This is a genomic window from Rhizobium mongolense USDA 1844, from assembly GCF_000419765.1.
In the GTDB taxonomy this organism is placed as follows: Bacteria; Pseudomonadota; Alphaproteobacteria; order Rhizobiales; family Rhizobiaceae; genus Rhizobium; species Rhizobium mongolense.
Window position 1 is genome coordinate 35,786 of record NZ_ATTQ01000002.1, and the last position, 20,249, is coordinate 56,034.

General features: G+C 60.0%; 17 protein-coding genes. 9 read left to right on the forward strand and 8 right to left on the reverse strand.

Translation table 11 applies throughout. The features are described 5' to 3' along the window. Positions 1 to 36: 36 nt before the first annotated feature. From A3C3_RS0103250 to A3C3_RS0103265, 4 genes are all read right to left on the reverse strand, one after another. Positions 37 to 867: a sugar phosphate isomerase/epimerase family protein gene (locus A3C3_RS0103250; RefSeq protein WP_022713182.1), complete on the reverse strand. Its 831-nt coding sequence runs from the start codon at positions 865 to 867 to the stop codon at positions 37 to 39. A 27-nt stretch (positions 868 to 894) separates the two neighbouring features. Next, positions 895 to 2,058, reverse strand: coding sequence for a dihydrodipicolinate synthase family protein (locus A3C3_RS0103255; RefSeq protein WP_022713183.1), 1,164 nt, complete (start codon positions 2,056 to 2,058; stop codon positions 895 to 897). A 1-nt stretch (position 2,059) separates the two neighbouring features. After that, entirely contained in the window at positions 2,060 to 3,208 is a 1,149-nt protein-coding gene (locus A3C3_RS0103260; protein WP_022713184.1) for a Gfo/Idh/MocA family protein, read from the reverse strand. 132 nt (positions 3,209 to 3,340) lie between these two features. Then, positions 3,341 to 4,018, reverse strand: coding sequence for a TetR/AcrR family transcriptional regulator (locus A3C3_RS0103265; protein ID WP_022713185.1), 678 nt, complete (start codon positions 4,016 to 4,018; stop codon positions 3,341 to 3,343). A gap of 207 nt (positions 4,019 to 4,225) precedes the next feature. Between A3C3_RS0103265 and A3C3_RS0103270 the strand changes: the two genes are divergently transcribed. From A3C3_RS0103270 to A3C3_RS0103300, 7 genes are all read left to right on the forward strand, one after another. Next, positions 4,226 to 5,512 carry an ABC transporter substrate-binding protein gene (locus A3C3_RS0103270; RefSeq protein ID WP_022713186.1) on the forward strand — a complete coding sequence of 429 codons (1,287 nt, stop codon included), beginning with the start codon at positions 4,226 to 4,228 and terminating at the stop codon, positions 5,510 to 5,512. Positions 5,513 to 5,517: 5 nt separating this feature from the next. Further along, the gene (locus A3C3_RS0103275) at positions 5,518 to 6,480 is read left to right on the forward strand and encodes a carbohydrate ABC transporter permease (RefSeq protein ID WP_022713187.1); all 963 of its coding nucleotides are present in this window, start codon (positions 5,518 to 5,520) and stop codon (positions 6,478 to 6,480) included. 1 nt (position 6,481) lies between these two features. Beyond that, the gene (locus tag A3C3_RS0103280; RefSeq protein ID WP_376774922.1) at positions 6,482 to 7,360 is read left to right on the forward strand and encodes a carbohydrate ABC transporter permease; all 879 of its coding nucleotides are present in this window, start codon (positions 6,482 to 6,484) and stop codon (positions 7,358 to 7,360) included. A gap of 18 nt (positions 7,361 to 7,378) precedes the next feature. Next, a complete protein-coding gene (locus tag A3C3_RS0103285; RefSeq protein ID WP_022713189.1) occupies positions 7,379 to 8,452 on the forward strand; it encodes a Gfo/Idh/MocA family protein in 1,074 nt (357 codons plus the stop codon). Positions 8,453 to 8,475: 23 nt separating this feature from the next. Next, positions 8,476 to 9,552: an ABC transporter ATP-binding protein gene (locus A3C3_RS0103290; RefSeq protein WP_022713190.1), complete on the forward strand. Its 1,077-nt coding sequence runs from the start codon at positions 8,476 to 8,478 to the stop codon at positions 9,550 to 9,552. Positions 9,553 to 9,621: 69 nt separating this feature from the next. Beyond that, the gene (locus A3C3_RS0103295; protein WP_022713191.1) at positions 9,622 to 10,497 is read left to right on the forward strand and encodes a phosphotransferase; all 876 of its coding nucleotides are present in this window, start codon (positions 9,622 to 9,624) and stop codon (positions 10,495 to 10,497) included. A gap of 1 nt (position 10,498) precedes the next feature. After that, a complete protein-coding gene (locus tag A3C3_RS0103300; RefSeq protein WP_022713192.1) occupies positions 10,499 to 12,949 on the forward strand; it encodes a GcvT family protein in 2,451 nt (816 codons plus the stop codon). A gap of 183 nt (positions 12,950 to 13,132) precedes the next feature. Here A3C3_RS0103300 and A3C3_RS0103305 read toward each other — a convergent pair whose 3' ends face one another. Together A3C3_RS0103305 and uxaC are read right to left on the reverse strand one after the other, a co-directional pair. Continuing rightward, on the reverse strand, positions 13,133 to 14,587 hold the full coding sequence (locus A3C3_RS0103305; RefSeq protein WP_022713193.1) for a mannitol dehydrogenase family protein: 1,455 nt from the start codon (positions 14,585 to 14,587) through the stop codon (positions 13,133 to 13,135). After that, positions 14,584 to 15,999 (reverse strand): glucuronate isomerase, encoded by a 1,416-nt coding sequence (gene uxaC / locus A3C3_RS0103310; RefSeq protein ID WP_022713194.1) that lies wholly within the window; start codon positions 15,997 to 15,999, stop codon positions 14,584 to 14,586. Before uxaC ends, A3C3_RS0103305 begins: the two co-directional genes overlap by 4 nt. A 168-nt stretch (positions 16,000 to 16,167) precedes the next feature. On the opposite strand from uxaC, the gene A3C3_RS0103315 reads away from it, so the two are divergent. Beyond that, positions 16,168 to 16,377 carry a SlyX family protein gene (locus tag A3C3_RS0103315; protein WP_022713195.1) on the forward strand — a complete coding sequence of 70 codons (210 nt, stop codon included), beginning with the start codon at positions 16,168 to 16,170 and terminating at the stop codon, positions 16,375 to 16,377. 45 nt (positions 16,378 to 16,422) lie between these two features. On the opposite strand, the gene A3C3_RS0103320 is transcribed toward A3C3_RS0103315, so the two are convergent. Both A3C3_RS0103320 and A3C3_RS0103325 read right to left on the reverse strand, forming a co-directional pair. Further along, positions 16,423 to 17,904 carry an NAD-dependent succinate-semialdehyde dehydrogenase gene (locus A3C3_RS0103320; RefSeq protein ID WP_022713196.1) on the reverse strand — a complete coding sequence of 494 codons (1,482 nt, stop codon included), beginning with the start codon at positions 17,902 to 17,904 and terminating at the stop codon, positions 16,423 to 16,425. 21 nt (positions 17,905 to 17,925) lie between these two features. Continuing rightward, positions 17,926 to 19,206: a 4-aminobutyrate--2-oxoglutarate transaminase gene (locus tag A3C3_RS0103325; RefSeq protein WP_022713197.1), complete on the reverse strand. Its 1,281-nt coding sequence runs from the start codon at positions 19,204 to 19,206 to the stop codon at positions 17,926 to 17,928. A 207-nt stretch (positions 19,207 to 19,413) separates the two neighbouring features. On the opposite strand from A3C3_RS0103325, the gene A3C3_RS0103330 reads away from it, so the two are divergent. Further along, positions 19,414 to 20,223, forward strand: a complete 810-nt coding sequence (locus A3C3_RS0103330) for a MerR family transcriptional regulator (protein WP_028739365.1) — start codon at positions 19,414 to 19,416, stop codon at positions 20,221 to 20,223. The last annotated feature ends 26 nt before the right edge of the window (positions 20,224 to 20,249 follow it).

Below are 20,249 nucleotides of genomic sequence, written 5' to 3' on the forward strand. Positions count from 1 at the left end.
GAATGATCCTCCTCATGCGTGCTCAAATGTATCGAACTATGCCTGGCAGCAGCGACGGTACCGCTCGACGCAGGTCGCGATGACCTCGTCCGCTGGCCGTTTCCACCAATTCTCTGCCGAAAAGATTTCGACCTCCTGCGCGCCGAAGAAGCCTGCCTTCTCGATCATGCGCCGGATCCCTTTGAGATCGATCACGCCATCGCCCATCATGCCGCGGTCGGTTAGCATGTCCTTTGTCGGTACCAGCCAGTCGCAGATATGATGCGCGAAGATGCGCTTCATCTGGCCGGCGCGCGCGATCTGGTTGGCGAGATCCGGATCCCACCAGACATGGTAGACGTCGATTGCAACGCCGACGTTTTCGCCCAGCTGCTCACACATATCGAGCGCGTGGGCGAGCGTGTTCACGCAGGCTCGGTCCGCCGCATACATCGGATGCAGGGGTTCGATTGCCAACGGCATGCCGGCGGCTTCTGCATGCGGCGATACCGCAGCGATACCGTCGAACACCATCTGGCGCGCTGCGCCGATGTCCTTGGAACTGCCCGGCAGCCCGCCGACGACGAGCACGAGGCAATCGGCGCCGAGTGCGGCAGCCTCATCGATTGCGCGCCTGTTGTCGTCGAGGTTCGTCTGCCATCCCGCCTCGTTTGCCGCCGGAAAGAAACCGCCGCGACAAAGGCCGGTCAGCTTCAGTCCGTTCGATTTGACGATGCGAACGGCCTCGGCGAGCCCAACTTTGGCGACCTGCTCCCGCCAGGGTGCGATCCTGGTGATGCCCTGCTTCAGGCAGATATCGACGGCTTCGCCAAATCCGCATTGTTCACGGATCGTCGCAAGATTGATCGAAAGTCCTTCGATCTGCATATGAATTCCTCCCGCTCCCGATCGGCGTCAGTAAACGCCATGAACGGCGAGCACCCGCTTCATGTGGTTGACCGCCATATCGGGATCGGCAAGAACGCGTGCCTTGTCGGCCAGCCGGAAAAGCTCCGCGAGATGCGTCAGTGAACGCGTGCTCTGCTGCCCGCCGATCATCGTGAAGTGGTCCTGCAGGCCGTTGAGATAGGCAAGGAAGACGACGCCGGTCTTGTAAAAGCGCGTCGGCGCCTTGAAGATGTGACGTGAAAGCGGAACGGTCGGATCGAGCAAGTCGAAGAATTCGCGGTTGCTCTTGCGGCCCAGTGCTTCCATAGCGGCGGAGGCGGCCGGAGCAATCGCATCGAATATGCCGAGCAGGGCGTCGGAGTGTCCCTGTTCGTCGCCGGCTATCAGTTCCGCATAGTTGAAGTCGTCGCCGGTATACATGCGCACGCCCTTCGGCAGTTGCCGGCGCATTGCGATTTCCTTCTCCTTGGAAAGCAAGGAAACCTTAATGCCGTCGATCTTTGCGGCATTGGCTTCGATCACTTGCAGGCAGGTGGACATGGCCTTGATGTGATCCGGATTACCCCAATAGCCTTCCAGCGCCGGGTCGAACATCTCCCCCAGCCAGTGGATGACGACCGGTTCTTTCACCTGCCGCAGGATGCGGTCATAGACGCGGATGTAATCGTCCGGCCCTCTCGCAGCGGCCGCAAGCGCGCGGCTTGCCATCAGGATGATGCGCCCGCCCTCCGCCTCAACGGCTTCGATCTGTTCTTCGTAGGCCCTGATGATCGTGTCGATCGTCACGTCGGGACCGGGAGCCAGATGATCGGTGCCGGCGCCGCAGGCGATCAGCGCATCCTTGCGCGTGCGTGCTTCAGCAAGCGCCCGGCGAATGAGATCGCGCGCTTCCGGCCAGCCAAGTCCCATACCGCGCTGCGCCGTGTCCATCGCTTCGGCAACGCCGAGGCCGAGGTCCCAAAGGCGGTGGCGGAAGGCGAGTGTCCGTTCCCAATCGATGGCAGGCGTCAGCCATGGATCGTTGTCCGCCAGCGGGTCGGCGACGACATGGGCAGCGGCATAGACCACGCGCGGAAAGTCTTTCGCGTCACGCTTCTTGAGCTCGATCGGCGTTCCGGTCAGCGTATAGGGGCCGATCCTGCCGTCGAGGGGAAGATTGATCGTCTGCATATCAGAACTCCAATGCCGGAACGTCGAGCCAGCGGCGCTCGGCCCAAGATTTCAGGCCCAACTCCGCAAGCTGGACGCCCTTGGCGCCCGCCTCTAGGCCGTAGGGCCATGGGGCGTCTTCGGCGACATGGCGCAGGAACATTTCCCACTGCACCTTGAAACCGTTGTCGAATGCCTGCGTATCCGGCACCTCGTCCCAGGTTTGGTAGAAGTCGATCGTTTGCGGCTGGTCCGGATTCCACACCGGCTTCGGCGTATTGACGCGATGTTGCGTCCAGCATTTCGTAAGACCGGCGACGGCAGAACCGTGCGTGCCGTCGACCTGGAAGGTCACGAGATCGTCGCGGCGTACGCGCACGGCCCAGGACGAATTGATCTGCGCGATCACGCCGCCTTCAAGCTCGAAGGTAGCATAAGCCGCATCATCCGTATCGCAGTCGTAGGTCTTGCCCTGCTCGTCGACGCGGCTGCCAATATGCGTTGCGCCGAGGCAGGAAACCGCTTTCACCTCGCCGAAAAGATTGTCGAGCACGTAGCGCCAGTGGCAGAGCATGTCGAGGATAATGCCGCCGCCATCGCCCTTACGGTAATTCCAGGACGGCCGCTGCGCCGGGACGCCCCAATCGCCCTCGAAAACCCAATAGCCGAATTCGCCGCGCACCGAGAGAATTTTGCCGAAGAAACCGGAATCGCGCAGCAGCGCCAGCTTGCGGAGACCCGGCAGGAAGAGTTTGTCCTGCACGACGCCGTGCTTGAGGCCGGAGGCTCGCGCTTTCCTTGCAAGGTCAACGGCCACTTGCAGGTCGTCGGAGATCGGCTTTTCGCAATAGACGTGCTTGCCGGCATCGAGTGCCTTAGAAAGCAGCTCGGCACGCATCAAGGTCGTTCCGGCATCGAAGAAAATCTGATCGTCCGGGTTGGCGAGTGCTCCGTCCAGATCTGTCGACCAGCGTTTGATGTTGTGCTTCTTCGCCAGCTCTTCCATCTTGTCTCGGTTGCGGCCGACGATGATGGGGTCGATCTCCAGCCGCTCGCCGGATTTCAGGAACAAACCGCCCTGGTCGCGGATGGCCAGGATCGATCGCACTAGGTGCTGATTGTAGCCCATGCGGCCTGTAACGCCGTGCAAAATGATCCCCAGACGAGCCATCTTATTTCTCCCTGCCAAATTATCGAACGTCGGGAGCGGGCGTTGCCCGGCCCTCCCAAGCCAGTAACTAAACGGTTACTTGATGGCAGATCGGAAGTAGGGCTGTCAATAGTCAAATCCAATTTTGAATTTTCAGCGCTTGATGGAGGCGAGTGTCACGTGGACGATATGCTGTTCCCAACTGTCGAGATTTGAGGGCTCAATCAGTTCGCGCCCGAAGATCGTCGAGAGCGTATGTTGGTTCGAAAGGTAGAAGTATCCGAGCGAGGCGATCGTCAGATAGACGTGAAGGGGATCGGCGTTCTCGATGAAGACGCCTTCCTTCTTGCCGCGCTCGAGAACCCGCGCAAGCTCGCCGATCAGGTGAGAATGCAATTCCTTGAGCCGGACAGACTGCCGAAGCCACCGGGCGCGGTGCAGGTTTTCCGTACCGAGAAGGCTTAAAAACTCCGGATGCTTGAGGAAATAGCGCCAGGTGAAGAGCGCAAGTTCGCTGATTCCTTCTTCCGGGCTGCGGTCGCCGATATGCAGGGCACGCTCAGCTGTACGGATGCCGACATAAGCCTCCTCCAGCACACGCAGGTACAGCTGCTCCTTGTCGCCAAAATAGTGATAGAGCATGCGCTTATTGGTGCCGGCCCGCTCGGCAATTGCGTCGACGCGCGCCCCGCCCATGCCGTTTTCGGCAAATTCGCGCGTAGCTGCTTCCAGGATCGCGGCCTTGGTTCTTTCGGGGTCGCGTTGCAATACGCGTTCGCTGGCCACCCGCTTGGCTTTTTTCTTTTCCCCGGTCTCGCCGCTATTATCCATCCGCTTATCTCCCCAGACGCTCTGTTGCGCTCATAAGGCTTCGGTGCAAGATTGTAAAAGCGACAATCCGGGAGGAGAACCTCGCGAAATTATCACCGCTTGACAGGCCCGATGCTTGTCCATAGCTTGTAACCAATTAGTTATTTGTTGCAAGAGAAACCAGCAAGGAGCGTGTGGAGGCGCTCCCCAAGGGAGGAGGAAAAACAGATGACACTACGCGTAAGCAGACGTAACTTCATGGCGGGCGGGGCAACGCTTCTCTCGCTTTCGGCACTGGGTTCCAGTGCCTTTGCGCAGGACGCACGCCTGCGGCTGCTGTGGTGGGGATCCCAGCCACGTGCAGATCGCACCAACAAGGTATCGGAACTCTACAAGGCAAAGAATCCGGGTACGTCGATAACCGGCGAGTTTCTCGGTTGGGGTGATTACTGGCCTCGCCTCGCGACGCAGGTCGCTGGCAAGAATGCCCCCGATGTTATCCAGATGGATTACCGCTACATCGTCGAGTATGCACACCGCGGCGCACTTGCGCCTCTCGATTCCTACATGCCGTCGAAGCTCAATCTAGGTGACTTTGACAAGGCGCAGATCGAGGGCGGCAGCGTCGATGGACATCTTTATGGCGTGAGCCTGGGTGCGAATTCGGCGGCAACCATGCTGAGCAAGACCGCGTTCGAGGAAGCGGGCATCGATCTTCCGACTAAGGCAACGACCTGGGAAGAGTTTGGCAAGATGGCAGCCGAACTGACCAAGGCTGGCAAGCGCAAAGGCATGTTCGGAATGGCCGATGGCAGTGGTGGGGAGCCGCTTTTCGAAAACTACCTTCGCCAACGCGGAAAGGCGCTTTACACTGCCGATGCGAAGATTGGCTTTGGCGTCGAAGAGGCATCCGAATGGTTTGATATGTGGAACAAGTTCCGTGAAAGCGGTGCATGCGTTCCGCCTGACATTCAGGCTTTGGACAAGAACGACATCGAGACCAATACGCTGACCCTTGGCAAGTCTGCCGCTGGTTTCGCGCACTCGAACCAATTCGTGGCATATCAGCAGATGAACAAGGACAAGCTCACTCTGGCAAACCACATGCGAGTGACAAAGGACTCGAAGGGCGGCCACTACCGCAAGCCTTCGATGTTCTTCTCGGTTTCAGCTCAGTCGAAAGTGGTCGATCAGGCAGTCGATTACGTGAATTTCTTCGTCACGAACCCGGATGCCGCGCTGGCGCTGGGTGTTGAACGCGGCATTCCGGAATCGGCAGCGATGCGTGAGGTCGTGGCAGCCAAGCTCGACGCTGTCGGGAAAGTGCCGCTGGAATACGTCTCCGGCCTTGGCGATCTCGCCGGCAAGTTGCCGCCACCGCCGCCTGCGGGTGCCGGTGAGGGCGAGCTCACGCTTCGAAACATATCTGAGCAGGTCGGCTTCGGGCAGTTGACAGCGGCAGACGGCGCCAAGCAGCTCGTGGACGAACTTACGCGCATTCTCGCGCGGGGCTGATCCATATGAATAATGCGATGCGCACGATGCCTGCAGAGGCGGCGACGGTAGAACGGTATCGGGGGGCGGTGGCCGACAGCCGGTTCAAGCGGCTGTGGAATGCCAATGCTCCAGGCTATCTCTTCCTGCTGCCCTGGCTTCTGGGCTTCTTCGGGCTGACGTTCGGACCTGCCCTGATGTCGCTCTACCTATCCTTCACCGACTTCGACATGTTGAGGTCGCCGGGCTGGGTGGGCGCGGCAAACTACGTGCGCATCGCCACTGCCGATCCGAAATTCGCCTCGGCGATGTCGGTCACACTAACCTACGTGATGTTGGCCGTGCCCTTCAAGCTTGCTTTCGCGCTGATGGTTGCGTTGGCGCTGAACCGGGGCATCAAAGGCCTGCCAATCTATCGCGCTATCTTCTATCTGCCCTCGCTGCTCGGCGCGAGCGTGGCGATCGCCGTCCTCTGGCGCCAGCTTTTTGCCGGTGACGGCTTGGTCAATGCGGCACTTGCACAATTTGGCATTCAGGGACCGAGCTGGATTTCGCATCCGAACTATTCAATCTATACGCTGGTTGCGCTGAGCGTCTGGCAGTTCGGCTCGCCGATGATCATCTTCCTTGCCGGTCTGCGTCAGATCCCGCAGGACATGTACGAAGCCGCCAGTCTCGACGGCGCCTCGAAGTTCCGGCAGTTCTACAAGATCACGCTGCCGCTTCTGACGCCGGTCATCTTCTTCAACGCCGTCGTGCAGACGATCGACGCCTTCAAGGCCTTCACGCCCGCCTTCATCATCTCCGGCGGCACCGGCGGCCCGATCAATTCGACGCTGTTCTATACGCTTTATCTCTACCAGGAAGCCTTCGGGAACTTCCGCATGGGCTATGCCTCGGCGCTTGCCTGGATCCTAGTGATCATTATCGCGATCTTCACCGCCTTCTCATTCCTGTCCTCGCGTTACTGGGTGCACTACGATGACTGAGATGACTGCCATTGTCACCGCTCCGCAGCCGCCTTCGGACGTCAACAAGCGCAGCCTGGCGGGCTCGATCCTGGTCCATGCCCTGCTGATCGGCGGCTCGCTCCTGATGCTCTATCCGTTGCTTTGGATGGTTTCGGCTTCGGTGAGGCCGGAAAGCGAAATCTTCACGTCAACGTCGATTTTTCCATCGTCCATTGATTTCTCGTCCTATCTTCGTGGGTGGGTCGGCCTCGATGTCAGCTTCGGTCGGTTCTTCTGGAACTCGCTGGTGATCTCGGTGCTGACGGTGATCGGCAATGTCATTGCCTGTTCCCTCGCTGCCTTCGCCTTTGCGCGCTTGCGCTTTGCTGGCCGGAACTTCTGGTTCGCGATCATGCTCGGCACGCTGATGATCCCCTATCACGTGACGCTGATCCCGCAATATGTGCTCTTCCTGAACCTCGGCTGGGTCAATACCATCCTGCCGCTGGTGGTGCCGAAGTTCCTGGCAAGCGACGCCTTCTTCATCTTCCTCATGGTGCAGTTTTTCCGCGGCATTCCGCGCGAACTGGATGAGGCCGCGATGATGGACGGCTGCAGCGCTTGGCGCATCTATTGGAAGATCATGCTGCCGCTATCGCTGCCAGTGTTGGCGACGGCCGCAATCTTCTCCTTCATCTGGACCTGGGACGATTTCTTTGGTCCGCTGATCTACCTGAATGACATGAACACGTACACGATCCAGCTCGGTCTGCGAACCTTCGTCGACTCGACCAGTGCATCGGATTGGGGCGGCCTATTCGCCATGTCGACGCTCTCGCTCGTGCCAGTCTTCTTCTTCTTCCTCTTCTTCCAGCGCCTGCTGATCGAAGGCATCGCCACGACCGGCATGAAGCGCTGATGCGGATGGGAAAGTGACATGAGCATCAAGACTGTTGCCATCGTCGGCTGCGGTATCGGGCGTTCTCACATCGTCGAGGGCTACCTGCCGCATCCGGATAAGTTCAGGGTCGCAGCCATCTGCGATCTCAATGAGGAGCGCCTGAAGGCCGTCGGCGCCGAGTTTGGAATTGAGAAGCGTACGACCTCCTTTACGGAGCTTCTGGGCGACGACGGCATCGACATCATCGATATCTGCACGCCACCCGGCATTCATCGTGAACAGGTCGTGGCAGCTCTTGCGGCGGGCAAGCATGTCGTCTGCGAAAAACCGCTCACCGGCTCCCTGGCCGCTGTTGATGAGATCGTGGAGGCTGAAAAACGCGCCAAGGGCGCTTTGATGCCGATCTTCCAGTATCGCTATGGCGATGGCATCCAGAAGGCGAAATACATCATCGACGCAGGCATAGCCGGCAAGTTCTACATGGGCGCTGTCGAGACCTTTTGGCTGCGCAAGCCCGAATATTACGCGGTTCCCTGGCGCGGCAAATGGGCGACTGAACTCGGCGGCGTACTCGTAACGCATGCGCTGCACCTGCACGATATGCTCTTCCACCTCGCAGGTCCGGCCGCCCGCGTCTTTGGCAGGGTTGCCACTCGCGTCAATAACATCGAGGTGGAAGATTGCGCCTCCGTTAGCCTTCAGATGCAGAACGGCGCCTTCGTTTCGCTTTCCTGCACGCTGGGTTCGCAGCAGCAGATCAGCCGGCTGCGGCTACATTTCGAGAACGTTACTTTCGAAAGCAACCACGATCCCTACGCGCCGGGCAAGGGGCCGTGGCAGATCATCGCCGCAAACGACGAAGTGCAGGCAAGGATTGACGCTGCGGTTGGCGACTGGCGACCGGTTGCGCCGCGGTTCAACACGCAAATGGCCCGCTTTCATGATTATCTCAGCGGTAATGGTCCGCTGCCGGTCACCAGCGCCGATGCGCGGCGTGCGCTGGAACTGGTAACAGCGATCTATCAATCGTCCGATAGCGGCGCAGACGTAGCGCTGCCCATCGGTCGCGACAGCCCTAAATACGCCGACTGGCGTGCAAGAACGAGATAACGGACCAGGAGAGGGTTTAGAAGATGGCAACAAGTGTCGTTCTTCAGAAGGTCGAGAAGCGCTACGGGTCGCTGGATGTCATCCATGGCATCGACCTCACGATCGATCCCGGCGAGTTCGTGGTCTTCGTCGGCCCGTCCGGCTGCGGCAAGTCCACGCTGTTGCGCATGATCGCCGGCCTTGAGGAGATTTCAGGCGGCGGCCTGCTGCTCGACAACGAGCGCATGAACGAAGTGGCGCCTGCCAAGCGCGGCATCGCCATGGTCTTCCAGTCCTATGCGCTCTATCCGCATATGTCGGTCTACAAGAACCTCGCCTTTGGTCTTGAGACGGCCGGATACAAGAAGGCCCAGATAGAACCGAAGGTGCGCCGCGCCGCTGAAATCCTGCAGATCGAGAAGCTTCTGGAGCGCAAACCGAAGGCCTTGTCCGGCGGTCAACGCCAGCGCGTCGCGATCGGCCGCGCCATCGTGCGCGAGCCACGCATCTTTCTCTTCGACGAGCCGTTGTCGAACCTTGATGCGGAACTGCGTGTTCAGATGCGCGTCGAAATTTCCCGCCTGCACCGTAATCTCGGCAATACGATGATCTATGTCACCCACGATCAGGTCGAAGCCATGACCATGGCGGACAAGATCGTGGTGCTGAATTCGGGCCGCATCGAGCAGGTCGGCGCTCCTCTCGACCTTTACAACAATCCGGCAAATCGCTTCGTCGCAGGCTTCATCGGCAGCCCGAAGATGAACTTCCTGAAGGCGAAGATCGAGCGGGTCAATGACGGCGACACGACGATCAATGTCTGCGGCAGTTCAATCCGCCTGCCGCGCCGCTTGAAAGGTTCGGCCGGTCAGGAGGTTACCTTCGGCATCCGTCCGGAACACTTGTCCGTGGCTGATGGTGGCATCGCACTTGCGACCGTCGACATCGACCTGGTCGAAAACCTTGGCGGCGCCACTATGCTCTATACGAAGACGCCGGACGGCCAGAACCTGACGGTGGCTCTGGACGGTCAGCAGAAGGTTGAGCGCGGCACGAATGTGACGGCGTCCTTCGACCCCGCCCGCTGTCATGTTTTCGATGCTTCGGGCGCCACGATATAAAGCCTGCTCTGCTTGACAGCCAAGCCTGCTCTGGCCCATCCTTTGCAGGTGGGTTGCGAGGGGGAAAGCGTGACGCCTGAAGATAGGATTCATGCACTCGGCATCTGGCAAGGCCCGATCGAAATCGCACCGATTGCCGGCGGCATTACCAACCGGAACTATCTCGTAACCGATCGCATATCGCGCCGCGTCGTGCGCCTCGGCGTCGACATCCCGGTTCATCATATCAGCCGCCAGAACGAGCTTGCGGCCAGCCAGGCAGCCCACGCTGCCGGACTTTCGCCTGCGGTCATCCATCATGAGCCCGGCGTGCTCGTCCTCGATTTCATCGAGGCGCGGGCTCTGACGGCGGAAGACATCCAGGATGCGCAAATGCTCGCACGCATCGTGCCACTGGTTCGCGCCTGCCATCATGACATCCCCCTTCATTTCCGGGGCCAGGCGATGATCTTCTGGGTCTTCCATGTCATCCGCGACTACGCGGCCACTCTGGTTGCCGCGGAAAGCGGCTATGCGCCGATGCTTCCCGCGCTGCTCGAACGGGCCGAACTCCTCGAACAGGCCGCCGGCCCTTTCGATATCGCCTTCGGCCACAACGACCTTCTCGCCGCGAACTTCCTTGATGACGGCAAGCGTCTCTGGCTGATCGATTGGGACTACGCGGGTTTCAACACGCCTCTCTTTGATCTCGGCGGCCTCGCCTCGAACAACGAGTTTTCGGAAGGTGCCGAGCGGCAAATGCTGGAAACCTATTTCGGCCGGCCGCTGACGCGGGATCTTTGGCAGCGCTATAGCGCCATGAAATGCTCTTCTCTGCTTCGCGAAACGCTTTGGAGCATGGTCTCCGAGATCCATTCGACCATCGATTTCAATTATGCAGCCTACACAGCCGAAAACCTCGCGCGCTTCGAGCGTGCCTACAAGGCATTTGAACAGGACCAGTAATATGGCGAAGGAATTACCGAAGACGGCGAAAGCCGTGGTCATCGGCGGCGGCATCATCGGTTGCTCGACGGCCTATCATTTGGGCAAGCTCGGCTGGACGGATACGGTGCTGCTCGAGCGCAAGAAGCTCACCTCCGGCACCACCTTCCATGCCGCGGGCCTCGTCGGTCAGCTGCGCACCAGCGCCAACATCACCCAGCTGCTTGGCTATTCCGTCGATCTTTACAAAAAACTTGAAGCCGAAACCGGTCTCGGCACCGGCTGGAAGATGAACGGTGGATTGCGGCTTGCCTGCAATGAAGAGCGCTGGACGGAAGTGAAGCGCCAGGCAACGACAGCGCAATCTTTCGGTCTCGACATGCGATTGCTCACTCCCCAGGAAGCCTTCGAACTCTGGCCGCTGATGACGATCGACGACCTTGTGGGCGCGGCCTATCTGCCGACCGACGGCCAGGCCAATCCTTCCGACATCACGCAGGCGCTGGCGAAAGGCGCCCGGATGTCCGGCGTCTCGATCTTCGAGGATACGGAAGTCCTCGACCTCGAAATCGACAAAGGAAAGATCCGCGCCGTCATCACCGAAAAGGGCCGCATCGAATGCGAACGCGTCATCGTCTGCGCCGGCCAGTGGACCCGGGCTTTCGCTGCCCGTTTCGGCGTGAACGTGCCGCTCGTCTCCGTCGAGCATCAGTACATCATCACCGAATCCTTCGGCGTGCCTTCCAATCTGCCGACGCTGCGCGATCCGGATCGCCTCACCTACTACAAGGAAGAAGTTGGCGGGCTCGTCATGGGCGGCTATGAGCCGAATCCAATCCCCTGGGCGGTGAACGGCATTCCGGAAGGTTTCCATTACACGCTGCTCGACAGCAATTTCGATCACTTCGAGCAGATCATGGAGCAGGCGCTGGAGCGGGTTCCAGGCTTGCAGAAGGCGGGGGTCAAACAGCTCCTGAACGGACCTGAGAGTTTCACGCCGGATGGCAATTTCATTCTCGGCGAAGCCCCGGAGCTGAGGAATTTCTTCGTCGGCGCCGGGTTCAACGCTTTCGGCATCGCCTCCGGCGGTGGTGCCGGGATGGCGCTCGCCGAGTGGGTCGCCAAAGGTGAGCCGCCTTATGATCTCTGGCCGGTCGACATCCGCCGCTTCGGCCGCCCCCACTTCGATACCGACTGGGTGCGTACCCGCACGCTCGAGGCCTATGGCAAGCATTATACGATGGCTTGGCCCTTCGAAGAACATTCGAGCGGCCGCCCCTGCCGCAAGTCGCCGCTTTACGATCGCCTCAAGGCTCAGGGCGCCTGCTTCGGCGAAAAACTCGGTTGGGAGCGGCCGAACTGGTTCGCCGATCTCTTTGCCGACGAGGAGCCGAAGGATGTCTATACCTACGGCCGTCAAAACTGGTTCGATGCCGTCGGCCGCGAGCACAAGGCCGTGCGCGAAGCGGCTGTCATCTTCGATCAAACATCTTTTGCAAAGTTTGTTCTGAAGGGGAGGGATGCAGAGGCTGCTCTTTCGTGGATCGCCTCGAATGATGTCGCCAAGCCCGCCGGATCGCTCACCTACACGCAGATGCTGAACGACAAGGGCGGCATCGAATGCGACGTCACCGTCGCCCGCATCACCGAGAACGAATTCTACATCGTTACCGGCACCGGCTTTGCCACTCACGATTTCGATTGGATCGCCCGCAATATACCGGCAGATATGCGGGCCGAACTTGTCGATGTGACATCGGCCTATTCGGTTCTTTCCCTGATGGGGCCGAATTCCCGCACTGTCCTTGAGAAAGTCACTACCAGTGATGTGTCCAACGCCGCCTTTCCATTCGGCCGGGTAAAGACCATCGGCATCGTCGGCTGCCCCGTCAGGGCGTTGCGGATCACCTATGTCGGCGAATTGGGCTATGAACTCCATGTCCCTGTCGAATATGCAACGACGGTCTATGATGCCTTGATGGCTGCCGGCAGCGGTTTCGGTCTCGTCAATGCCGGCTACCGTGCCATCGAAAGCTGCCGTCTGGAAAAGGGCTATCGTGCCTGGGGTTCGGACATCGGTCCGGATCATACACCGATCGAGGCGGGGCTCGCCTGGGCAGTCAAAACGAAGAGGAACATCGACTTCCGTGGTCGCAAGGCGATCGAGCGCCAACTTTCAGGCGGTGTGAAAAAGATGCTCGCTTGCGTCGTGCCGGACGATCCGGAGACCGTCCTTCTCGGCCGCGAAACCATTTATCGGAATGGCAAACGTGTCGGCTGGCTTTCCAGCGGCGGTTTCGGCTACACGATCGGCAAACCGATCGGTTACGGCTACATCCGCAATCCCGACGGCGTGACCGAGGATTTCATGTTGTCGGGAACCTATGAACTGGACGTTGCGAGGGAGCGTATTCCCTGCACGGTGTCGCTGAAGCCGCTCTATGATCCGGAGATGAAGCGCATCAAGGCTTAATAGGCGTTTGCAATGCGGCTGTACTGCCAGATTGTGGCAAGCGCTCAGCTCTCTCCTCATTCCTGTCCTTGTGACAGGCGCCCAGAGACGTCGCGTCTGCGCCGTGAATCACCCGTTTAACGAGCCTCAGCGTCTAATGACCTGGGCGCGCAGCGGCGGCGGAGTAACGCGGCGCGCCCCCACTCAAATCAACGGCAGCCTGTTATCCTGGATCAGAATCTCCAGCTTGTTCGCCACGTCCTCGGTCCAAGCAGCGTTTTTCGCCAGTGCCGCCGGGAAGAGCCCAGGCAGGCCGAAAATCGTCGCCGCTACCGCAGCGCCGTTTCGCGGGACATCTGTAAGGAGATCTGCGATTTCACCAGCTCTCGGATCACGCAATTCGTAACTTTTGCCGTTCCGGTCGACGCCCAGCGCATAGCGCATCCAGGCGGCGACTGCGATTGCATAAGTCTCCGCCTTGCTGCCATGAGCAAGCGCTTCCGTTGCCGGCTCCAGGAGACGTTGCGGCAGTTTCTGCGTCCCGTCCATGGCGATCTGATAGGTGCGGTGCGCGATCGCCTTATTTGCAAAGCGCGCTATGAGTTCTTCCGCATAGTGCTCGAGATTGATCCCTGGAACGGGATCGAGGGTCGCAGCTGCCGCGCTCATGTGCCGCCGCGCAAGCGCTGCCAACCCGGCATCTTCCATGGCATCGCGAATGTATTCATAGCCACCTATATATCCGAGATAGGCGAGCAGGGAATGCGCCCCGTTCAGCATGCGAAGCTTCATCTTCTCGTAGGCCGAGACCTCCTCGACCATCAGCACGCCAGCTTTCTCCCAGGCCGGGCGGCCATTGGCGAAATGGTCTTCGATCACCCATTGCGTGAAGGGCTCGGTCTCAATCGCCGCAAGATCCTGCCGTCCCGTCAGGCGCTCGGCATCGGCATAGGTAACGTCGGTACTGGCCGGGGTGATGCGATCCACCATCGTGGAGGGAAAGGGTACGGTCTGTTCGATCCAGTCGTGCAACGAAGGATCGATGCGGCTCGCGAATTCGAGAACCAGGCGCTTGAGGACTGCGCCGTTGCTCGGCAGGTTGTCGCAACTTAGCGGCGTGAAGGGCGCAGTACCCTTTTTACGCCGACGGGCCAGCCCTTCGACAAGATAGCCGACAACGCCGCGCGGCGTATGCGGATGGATAAGATCGGCGGCGATGTCGGGATGGTTGAGATCGAGGCCGCCGGTAAGGGTATCCAGACCATAGGCCTTCTCGGTCACCGTCAGGCTGACGATGCGGATTGCCGGATCTTCCAGGCGCGCAAGCAGCCCTGCCGGGTCACGCGTTGCGACATGCGCCTTCAGGATCGGGCCGATCACCTGCGCCGTCGTTCCCGACGTATCGCGGATCAGCATCGTATAGAGGCCGTTCTGCTCGTTCAGGTGATCCGCGACATCGGCGGTGCGCAGGCTTGCGACTTCAATGCCCCAGTCGCCGCCGGCGGCCGCAAGTGCCGCATCGGTAAAGGGTGCAAAATGCGCGCGGAAAAAGGCACCCGGACCGAGATGCAGGATGCCGCTTTTCAGCTTGCTTCGATCATAGGCCGGAAGTTTTGCCCTCGGCGCGAGGCCCGTCAGGTTTTGCAGTCGCTCCGTCACAGCTTGTATGCCTTCTTCGCATTGTCATAGGAAAGTTCCCGCGCGACGATTTCGGCATCCTTCTTTGAAATCCGGTGCTCGGCTGCGAGCTGCGCCAGGAAGCGGCAGACCTCGCGGCGCCAGACGTCGTGGCGGGCGGGGATTGAAAGCAGTGCCCGCGTATCGTCGTTGAAGCCGGCGAGATTGGCAAAGCCGGCCGTTTCAACGACCTGGTCGAGATAGCGGCGAATGCCGTTCGGGCTGTCATGGAACCACCAGGGCGGGCCGATCATCAGGCACTCCCAGTGCCCGGCCATCGGTGCCAGTTCGCGGGCATAGGTCGTCTCGTCGAGCGTGAAGAGCACAACCCTGAGACCGGGCGCATGGCCGTATTTCGCCAGCAGTGCGTTCAAGCCGCCGACCCAGTCCGTGCGTGTCGGAATATCGGCGCCCATGTTCGGACCGCGCGTCTGGAAAAGGCCGCTGTCGGTGTTTCGGCGGGAGCCGGCATGAATTTGCATCACCATGCCGTCTTCGGCCGAGAGGCCGGCCATCTCCGTCATCATCAGGCCACGGAAAAGCTCGGCATCTGCCCCAGAAAGAGGGCCTCTCAGGGCTTTGTCGAGCAGCGCCTGCTTGTCGGCAAGCGGGAGATCGGCGGTAAAGGCCGTCGGCACGCCGTGGTCAGTGGCCGTTGCGCCGAACTGGCGGAAATAGGCGCGGCGCTTGCGGTGCGCATCGACCATGCCATCCCACCGGGTAATGTCGGTGCCGGTGATTTCGCCGAATTGCAGGAGATTGGCACGGAAACCGACGGCATCCGGATCGGTGACACTGTCCGGCCGGTATGTGGTGCGCACGCGGCCGATCCAGCCCTCCGCCGCCATCTTCTGGTGATGGGTCAGCGGGTCGAGCGCGCCTTCCGTCGTCGCAATCGTCTCGATACCGAAACGCTTGTGCAGCGCGCGCGGCCGGAACTCGGGCAGCGCCAATTGTGCGTTGATGTGGTCGTAAAGCTTATCGGCATTATCCGGCGTCAGCGGTTCGTCGCAGCCAAGCACGGCCGACATCGCATGATCGACCCAGAGGCTGGAAGGCGTGCCGCGGAAAAGGTGATACTGTACAGAAAAGGCCCGCCAGATCGCCCGGCCCTCTGCGACCGGCTTGCCGTCGAGCCGCGGCACGCCGAGATCGTCGAGCTTGACGCCGACACTGTGCAGCATGCGGAAAAGATAGTGATCGGGAATGACAAGCAGCGAAGCCGCATCCTCGAAAGGCTTGTCCTCGGCAAACCACGAAGGTTCGGTGTGCCCGTGCGGGCTGACAATCGGCAAATTGCGAACCGCTTCGTAAAGCTCGCGCGCGATGGTTCGCGTTGCCGGATCGGCCGGAAAGAGCCGGTCCGGATGAAGAAAGCCGTTTCCTACATCCATCAGATTTCCTCCCTGATTAGACAGGGCCTATCCCACCTGAGCAAGGACGGCAAGCCCTATTAGTAACTAAACGGTTCACTTTCGGAATCGTTTTTTACGAGCCTCGAAAGCATTGACGCAAAGACTTATTTCCGCTTTGGAAAGGCAGAAATTGCCGGGAGAAAACCGATGTCCGACGAGACGGGTCGAATCACCAAACTTGAGGAAATGGTCGCCCATCAGGCAAAGACGATCGACGAGCTTTCCGATCAACTCGCGGAGCAATGGAAGGCAGTCGAGCAGATGCGCACCAAGCTCGACCGGCTGACGGAACGCTTTCTGTCCCTTGAGGAGCAATCCCTCGAAGCCCCGGCGATCACGCGTCCACCGCACTATTGACTGGCAGAAAAAGGGCGCCCCTGACGGCGCCCTTTTCCTTTCGGCTCAGAGATTGCCGATGCAGAGGTATTTCATTTCGAGATAATCGTCGACGCCATGGCGCGATCCTTCGCGGCCGTGCCCGGATTGCTTGACGCCGCCGAAGGGTGCCGTCTCCGTGGACATCAGGCCGGTATTGATACCGACCATCCCATATTCTAGCGCTTCGGCAACCTTCCAGACCTTCTTCAGATCGCCGGCGAAGAAATATGCGGCAAGGCCGAATTCGGTGTCGTTCGCCTGTTGAATCACCTCTTCAACAGTATCGAAGCGGAAGAGTGGAGCAACAGGACCGAAAGTTTCTTCACGTGCTACCTTCATGCCGCGGGCAACGCCGGTCAATACGGTCGGCGTGAAGAAGGTGCCGGCGCCTTCGATGCGCTTGCCGCCGGTCAGAACCCTGGCGCCCTTGGAAAGCGCGTCGCTGACGTGATCTTCGACCTTCGCAAGGCCCTGCGCGTCGATCAGCGGGCCGATCGTGACGCCTGCCTCGAAGCCGTCGCCGACGGACATGGCTTCGACCTTTGCTGCCAGCTTGGCCGCAAATGCGTCGTAGACGCCTGACTGGACGTAGAGCCGGTTGGCGCAAACGCAAGTCTGGCCGGCATTGCGGTATTTGGAGGCGATCGCGCCTTCGACGGCGGCATCGAGATCGGCATCGTCAAAGACGATGAATGGTGCGTTGCCGCCGAGCTCGAGGCTCACCTTCTTGATCTGGTCGGCGCACTGGCGCATCAGAATGCGGCCAACTTCCGTCGAACCGGTAAAGCTGATCTTGCGCACTTTGTCGTTGCTGCAAAGTTCCTTGCCGATCGCCGGACCGTCTTCGCCGACAATGACGTTGAAGACGCCAGCCGGAATGCCGGCCTGTTCGGCAAGAACCGCAAGCGCGATTGCCGAGAGCGGGGTCTGCTCGGCGGGTTTCGAAACAACCGTGCAGCCGACAGCTAGCGCCGGAGCGATCTTGCGGGTGATCATTGCCGCCGGGAAGTTCCAGGGCGTGATGGTGCCCACGACTCCGACCGGCTGTTTGATGACGATCATGCGCTTGTCGTTGGAAGGAGCGGGAATCGTTTCGCCGTAGATGCGCTTGGCTTCCTCCGCGTACCATTCGATATAAGCGGCGGCATAAAGGATCTCGCCGCGCGCTTCAGGAAAGGGCTTACCCATTTCCGCCGTCAGGATCGCCGCCAGCTCATCGGCGTTGGCAACCATCAGGTCGAACCACTTGCGCAGGATAGCGCTACGCTCCCTTGCAGGACGTGCTGCCCATTCAGGTTGCGCCGCATAGGCCGCGTCGATCGCTTTGCGGGTGTCGGCGGCACCCATGTCCGGCAGCGAGGCGAGCACTTCGCCTGTGGCCGGGTTCAAAACGTCGAAGGTTTTCGTTGCTTCGCCCCTTGTCCATTCGCCGTTGATGAATCCGGAGTCGCGGAGGAACGGCGAAGAAAAGGGCACATGCTTGGTCAGTGCAGTCGTGAATGACATGTCATTTACTCCGAAGGGCGGTTACTTGCCCGCACTTGCTTGAAGGATAGAGGCTTCGAGGATATCGAGCGCTTCGACGAAGATATTGTCCTGGATGGTGATCGGGGCAAGGAAGCGAATGACGTTTCCGTGCACGCCGCAGGTCAAAAGAATGAGACCCTTCTCCAGTGCGATCAGGCGGACTTTATTCGCGAAATCCGCGCTCGGCAGCTTTGTCGCCTTGTCGTTGAACTCGACGGCATTCATGAAGCCCGGCCCGCGGATGTCGGCGATTTCCGGCACCTTGTCGCGCAGAGATTCCAACCGTTGCTTCAGGCGGCTGCCGAGCTGGTTGGCTCGGTTGCAGAGATCCTCATCCTTGATGACGTCGAGCACGGCATGCGCCGCGGCGATGCCGAGCGGGTTGCCGCCATAGGTGCCGCCGAGACCGCCAGGGGCAGGTGCATCCATGATCTCTGCGCGGCCGGTGACGGCAGCCAGCGGAAAGCCGCCGGCAAGGCTCTTTGCCATGGTCATCAGGTCGGGCGCGACCTCATGGTGGTCCATCGCAAACATCCTACCCGTGCGTGCAAAGCCCGTCTGCACTTCGTCCGCAATCAGCAAAATCCCGTGCTGGTCGCAGAGTTCGCGTAGCGCCTTCATGAATGCGACCGGCGCCGGATAGAAACCGCCTTCGCCCTGAACCGGCTCGATGATGATAGCGGCTACGCGCTGCGGATCGACATCGGCGGCGAAGAGCTTCTTCAGGGCGGCAAGCGACTGTTCAAGAGACACGCCATGCATCTCTATGGGGAAGGGCACGTGGAAAACATCGCCCGGCATCGCGCCGAAACCGACCTTGTAGGGCACGACCTTGCCGGTCAGCGCCATGCCCATGAAGGTGCGGCCATGGAAGCCGCCGCCAAAGGCGATGACGGCGGAGCGGCCGGTCGCAGCACGCGCTATCTTCACGGCGTTTTCGACGGCCTCGGCGCCCGTCGTCACGAAGATCGTCTTCTTGGCGAAGTTTCCGGGCGTGAGTGCGTTCAGACGTTCGGCGAGATGCACATAGCTTTCATAAGGCACGACTTGATGGCAAGTATGGGTGAAGTGATCGAGTTGATCTTTTACCGCGGCGATCACCCGTGGATGACGGTGGCCCGTGTTGAGCACTGCGATACCGGCCGCGAAATCGATGTAGCGACGTCCCTCCTTGTCCCAGATTTCGGCATTCTCCGCCCGGTCGGCATAGATCTGCGTGGTCATGCCAACGCCGCGCGAAATCGCGGCATTCTTCCGGTCTGTAAGGGTGATCGTGGTCATCGTGCGCTCGCGCTCCTGCGCTGGAAAGGGTCGAGGAATTATCTTGCATAATTTCTGCAAGGAAGTTAGAAAATTCCTACATTTTTCCTGTAGGAAATCAAGCGGCATTTTTTGCTTCAAACATCACGCTTTTTGATGGATGCTCGCCAGAAGATTCTGACGCGCACGGCGCCTAAAACAAAAACGGAATCAGGGATTTATTGCTTGATGAACAACAACGGTCCGGTACGCTACAAGGTGGCCGAAGCGGCAAGGCTGGCAGGCATTTCCGCTTCCACGGCGCGCCTCTGGGAAAGCCAGGGCCTGCTCGTTCCCGGCCGCTCGGAAACAGGGCATCGGCAATACAGCGCCGAGGATGTCGCCCGCCTGAAGCGAATTTCGTGGTATCGCGTCGAGCGTGGCCTCAATCCGGCGGCGATCCGCGAGGCGCTGGAAATCGAGGAGCCATCGGCCGAAAACGCCGAGAGCAGCAGCACTTCCGACATCGGCCGCCGGCTCCGCAGCCTTCGCCATGCGGCGGGCAAGACGCTGGAGCAGGTGGCGAGCGATATGGGCATCACCTCTTCGACCCTGTCGACACTGGAGCGCACGTCGCAGGGTGTCAGCTTCAAGACGCTGCACGATCTCGCGGAATATTACGGCACCACAGTCTCGCGCCTTTCCGGCGAGGAGAGCGAAGACGTTACCGCAATCATCCGTTCCGGCGAATGGCGCACCTGGCCGCAGACGACGCCCGGCGTTACGGTGCAACTGCTGGCCGAAGGCCGACGGATGATGGATTGCCATCGTTTCGTGCTGGCACCGGGGGCTGCCAGCGAAGGCGCCTACCGGCATGAAGGCGAGGAATTCATGCATGTACTTTCCGGTCGCCTCGAACTCGTTCTCGATTCCGACCAGTTCTTCGATCTCGGCCCCGGTGACTCGCTCTACTTCGAAAGCCGCCGCTATCATTCCTGGCGCAATCGTCACGATGGCGAGACCGTGCTCCTGTGGATCAATACGCCACCCACATTCTAACGCTCAATGAGCGTTAAGCGGTATCG

What these genes read in the sequence shown, in the direction of transcription:
- A3C3_RS0103315 (WP_022713195.1), top strand. Translation starts at nt 16,168, where the DNA reads ATGTCCGACGAGACGGGTCGAATCACCAAACTTGAGGAAATGGTCGCC.
- A3C3_RS0103280 (WP_376774922.1), top strand. Translation starts at nt 6,482, where the DNA reads ATGACTGCCATTGTCACCGCTCCGCAGCCGCCTTCGGACGTCAACAAG.
- A3C3_RS0103320 (WP_022713196.1), bottom strand. Translation starts at nt 17,904, where the DNA reads ATGTCATTCACGACTGCACTGACCAAGCATGTGCCCTTTTCTTCGCCG.
- A3C3_RS0103270 (WP_022713186.1), top strand. Translation starts at nt 4,226, where the DNA reads ATGACACTACGCGTAAGCAGACGTAACTTCATGGCGGGCGGGGCAACG.
- A3C3_RS0103265 (WP_022713185.1), bottom strand. Translation starts at nt 4,018, where the DNA reads ATGGATAATAGCGGCGAGACCGGGGAAAAGAAAAAAGCCAAGCGGGTG.
- A3C3_RS0103250 (WP_022713182.1), bottom strand. Translation starts at nt 867, where the DNA reads ATGCAGATCGAAGGACTTTCGATCAATCTTGCGACGATCCGTGAACAA.
- A3C3_RS0103255 (WP_022713183.1), bottom strand. Translation starts at nt 2,058, where the DNA reads ATGCAGACGATCAATCTTCCCCTCGACGGCAGGATCGGCCCCTATACG.
- A3C3_RS0103325 (WP_022713197.1), bottom strand. Translation starts at nt 19,206, where the DNA reads ATGACCACGATCACCCTTACAGACCGGAAGAATGCCGCGATTTCGCGC.
- A3C3_RS0103330 (WP_028739365.1), top strand. Translation starts at nt 19,414, where the DNA reads ATGAACAACAACGGTCCGGTACGCTACAAGGTGGCCGAAGCGGCAAGG.
- A3C3_RS0103290 (WP_022713190.1), top strand. Translation starts at nt 8,476, where the DNA reads ATGGCAACAAGTGTCGTTCTTCAGAAGGTCGAGAAGCGCTACGGGTCG.
- A3C3_RS0103300 (WP_022713192.1), top strand. Translation starts at nt 10,499, where the DNA reads ATGGCGAAGGAATTACCGAAGACGGCGAAAGCCGTGGTCATCGGCGGC.
- A3C3_RS0103285 (WP_022713189.1), top strand. Translation starts at nt 7,379, where the DNA reads ATGAGCATCAAGACTGTTGCCATCGTCGGCTGCGGTATCGGGCGTTCT.
- uxaC (WP_022713194.1), bottom strand. Translation starts at nt 15,999, where the DNA reads ATGGATGTAGGAAACGGCTTTCTTCATCCGGACCGGCTCTTTCCGGCC.
- A3C3_RS0103275 (WP_022713187.1), top strand. Translation starts at nt 5,518, where the DNA reads ATGAATAATGCGATGCGCACGATGCCTGCAGAGGCGGCGACGGTAGAA.
- A3C3_RS0103260 (WP_022713184.1), bottom strand. Translation starts at nt 3,208, where the DNA reads ATGGCTCGTCTGGGGATCATTTTGCACGGCGTTACAGGCCGCATGGGC.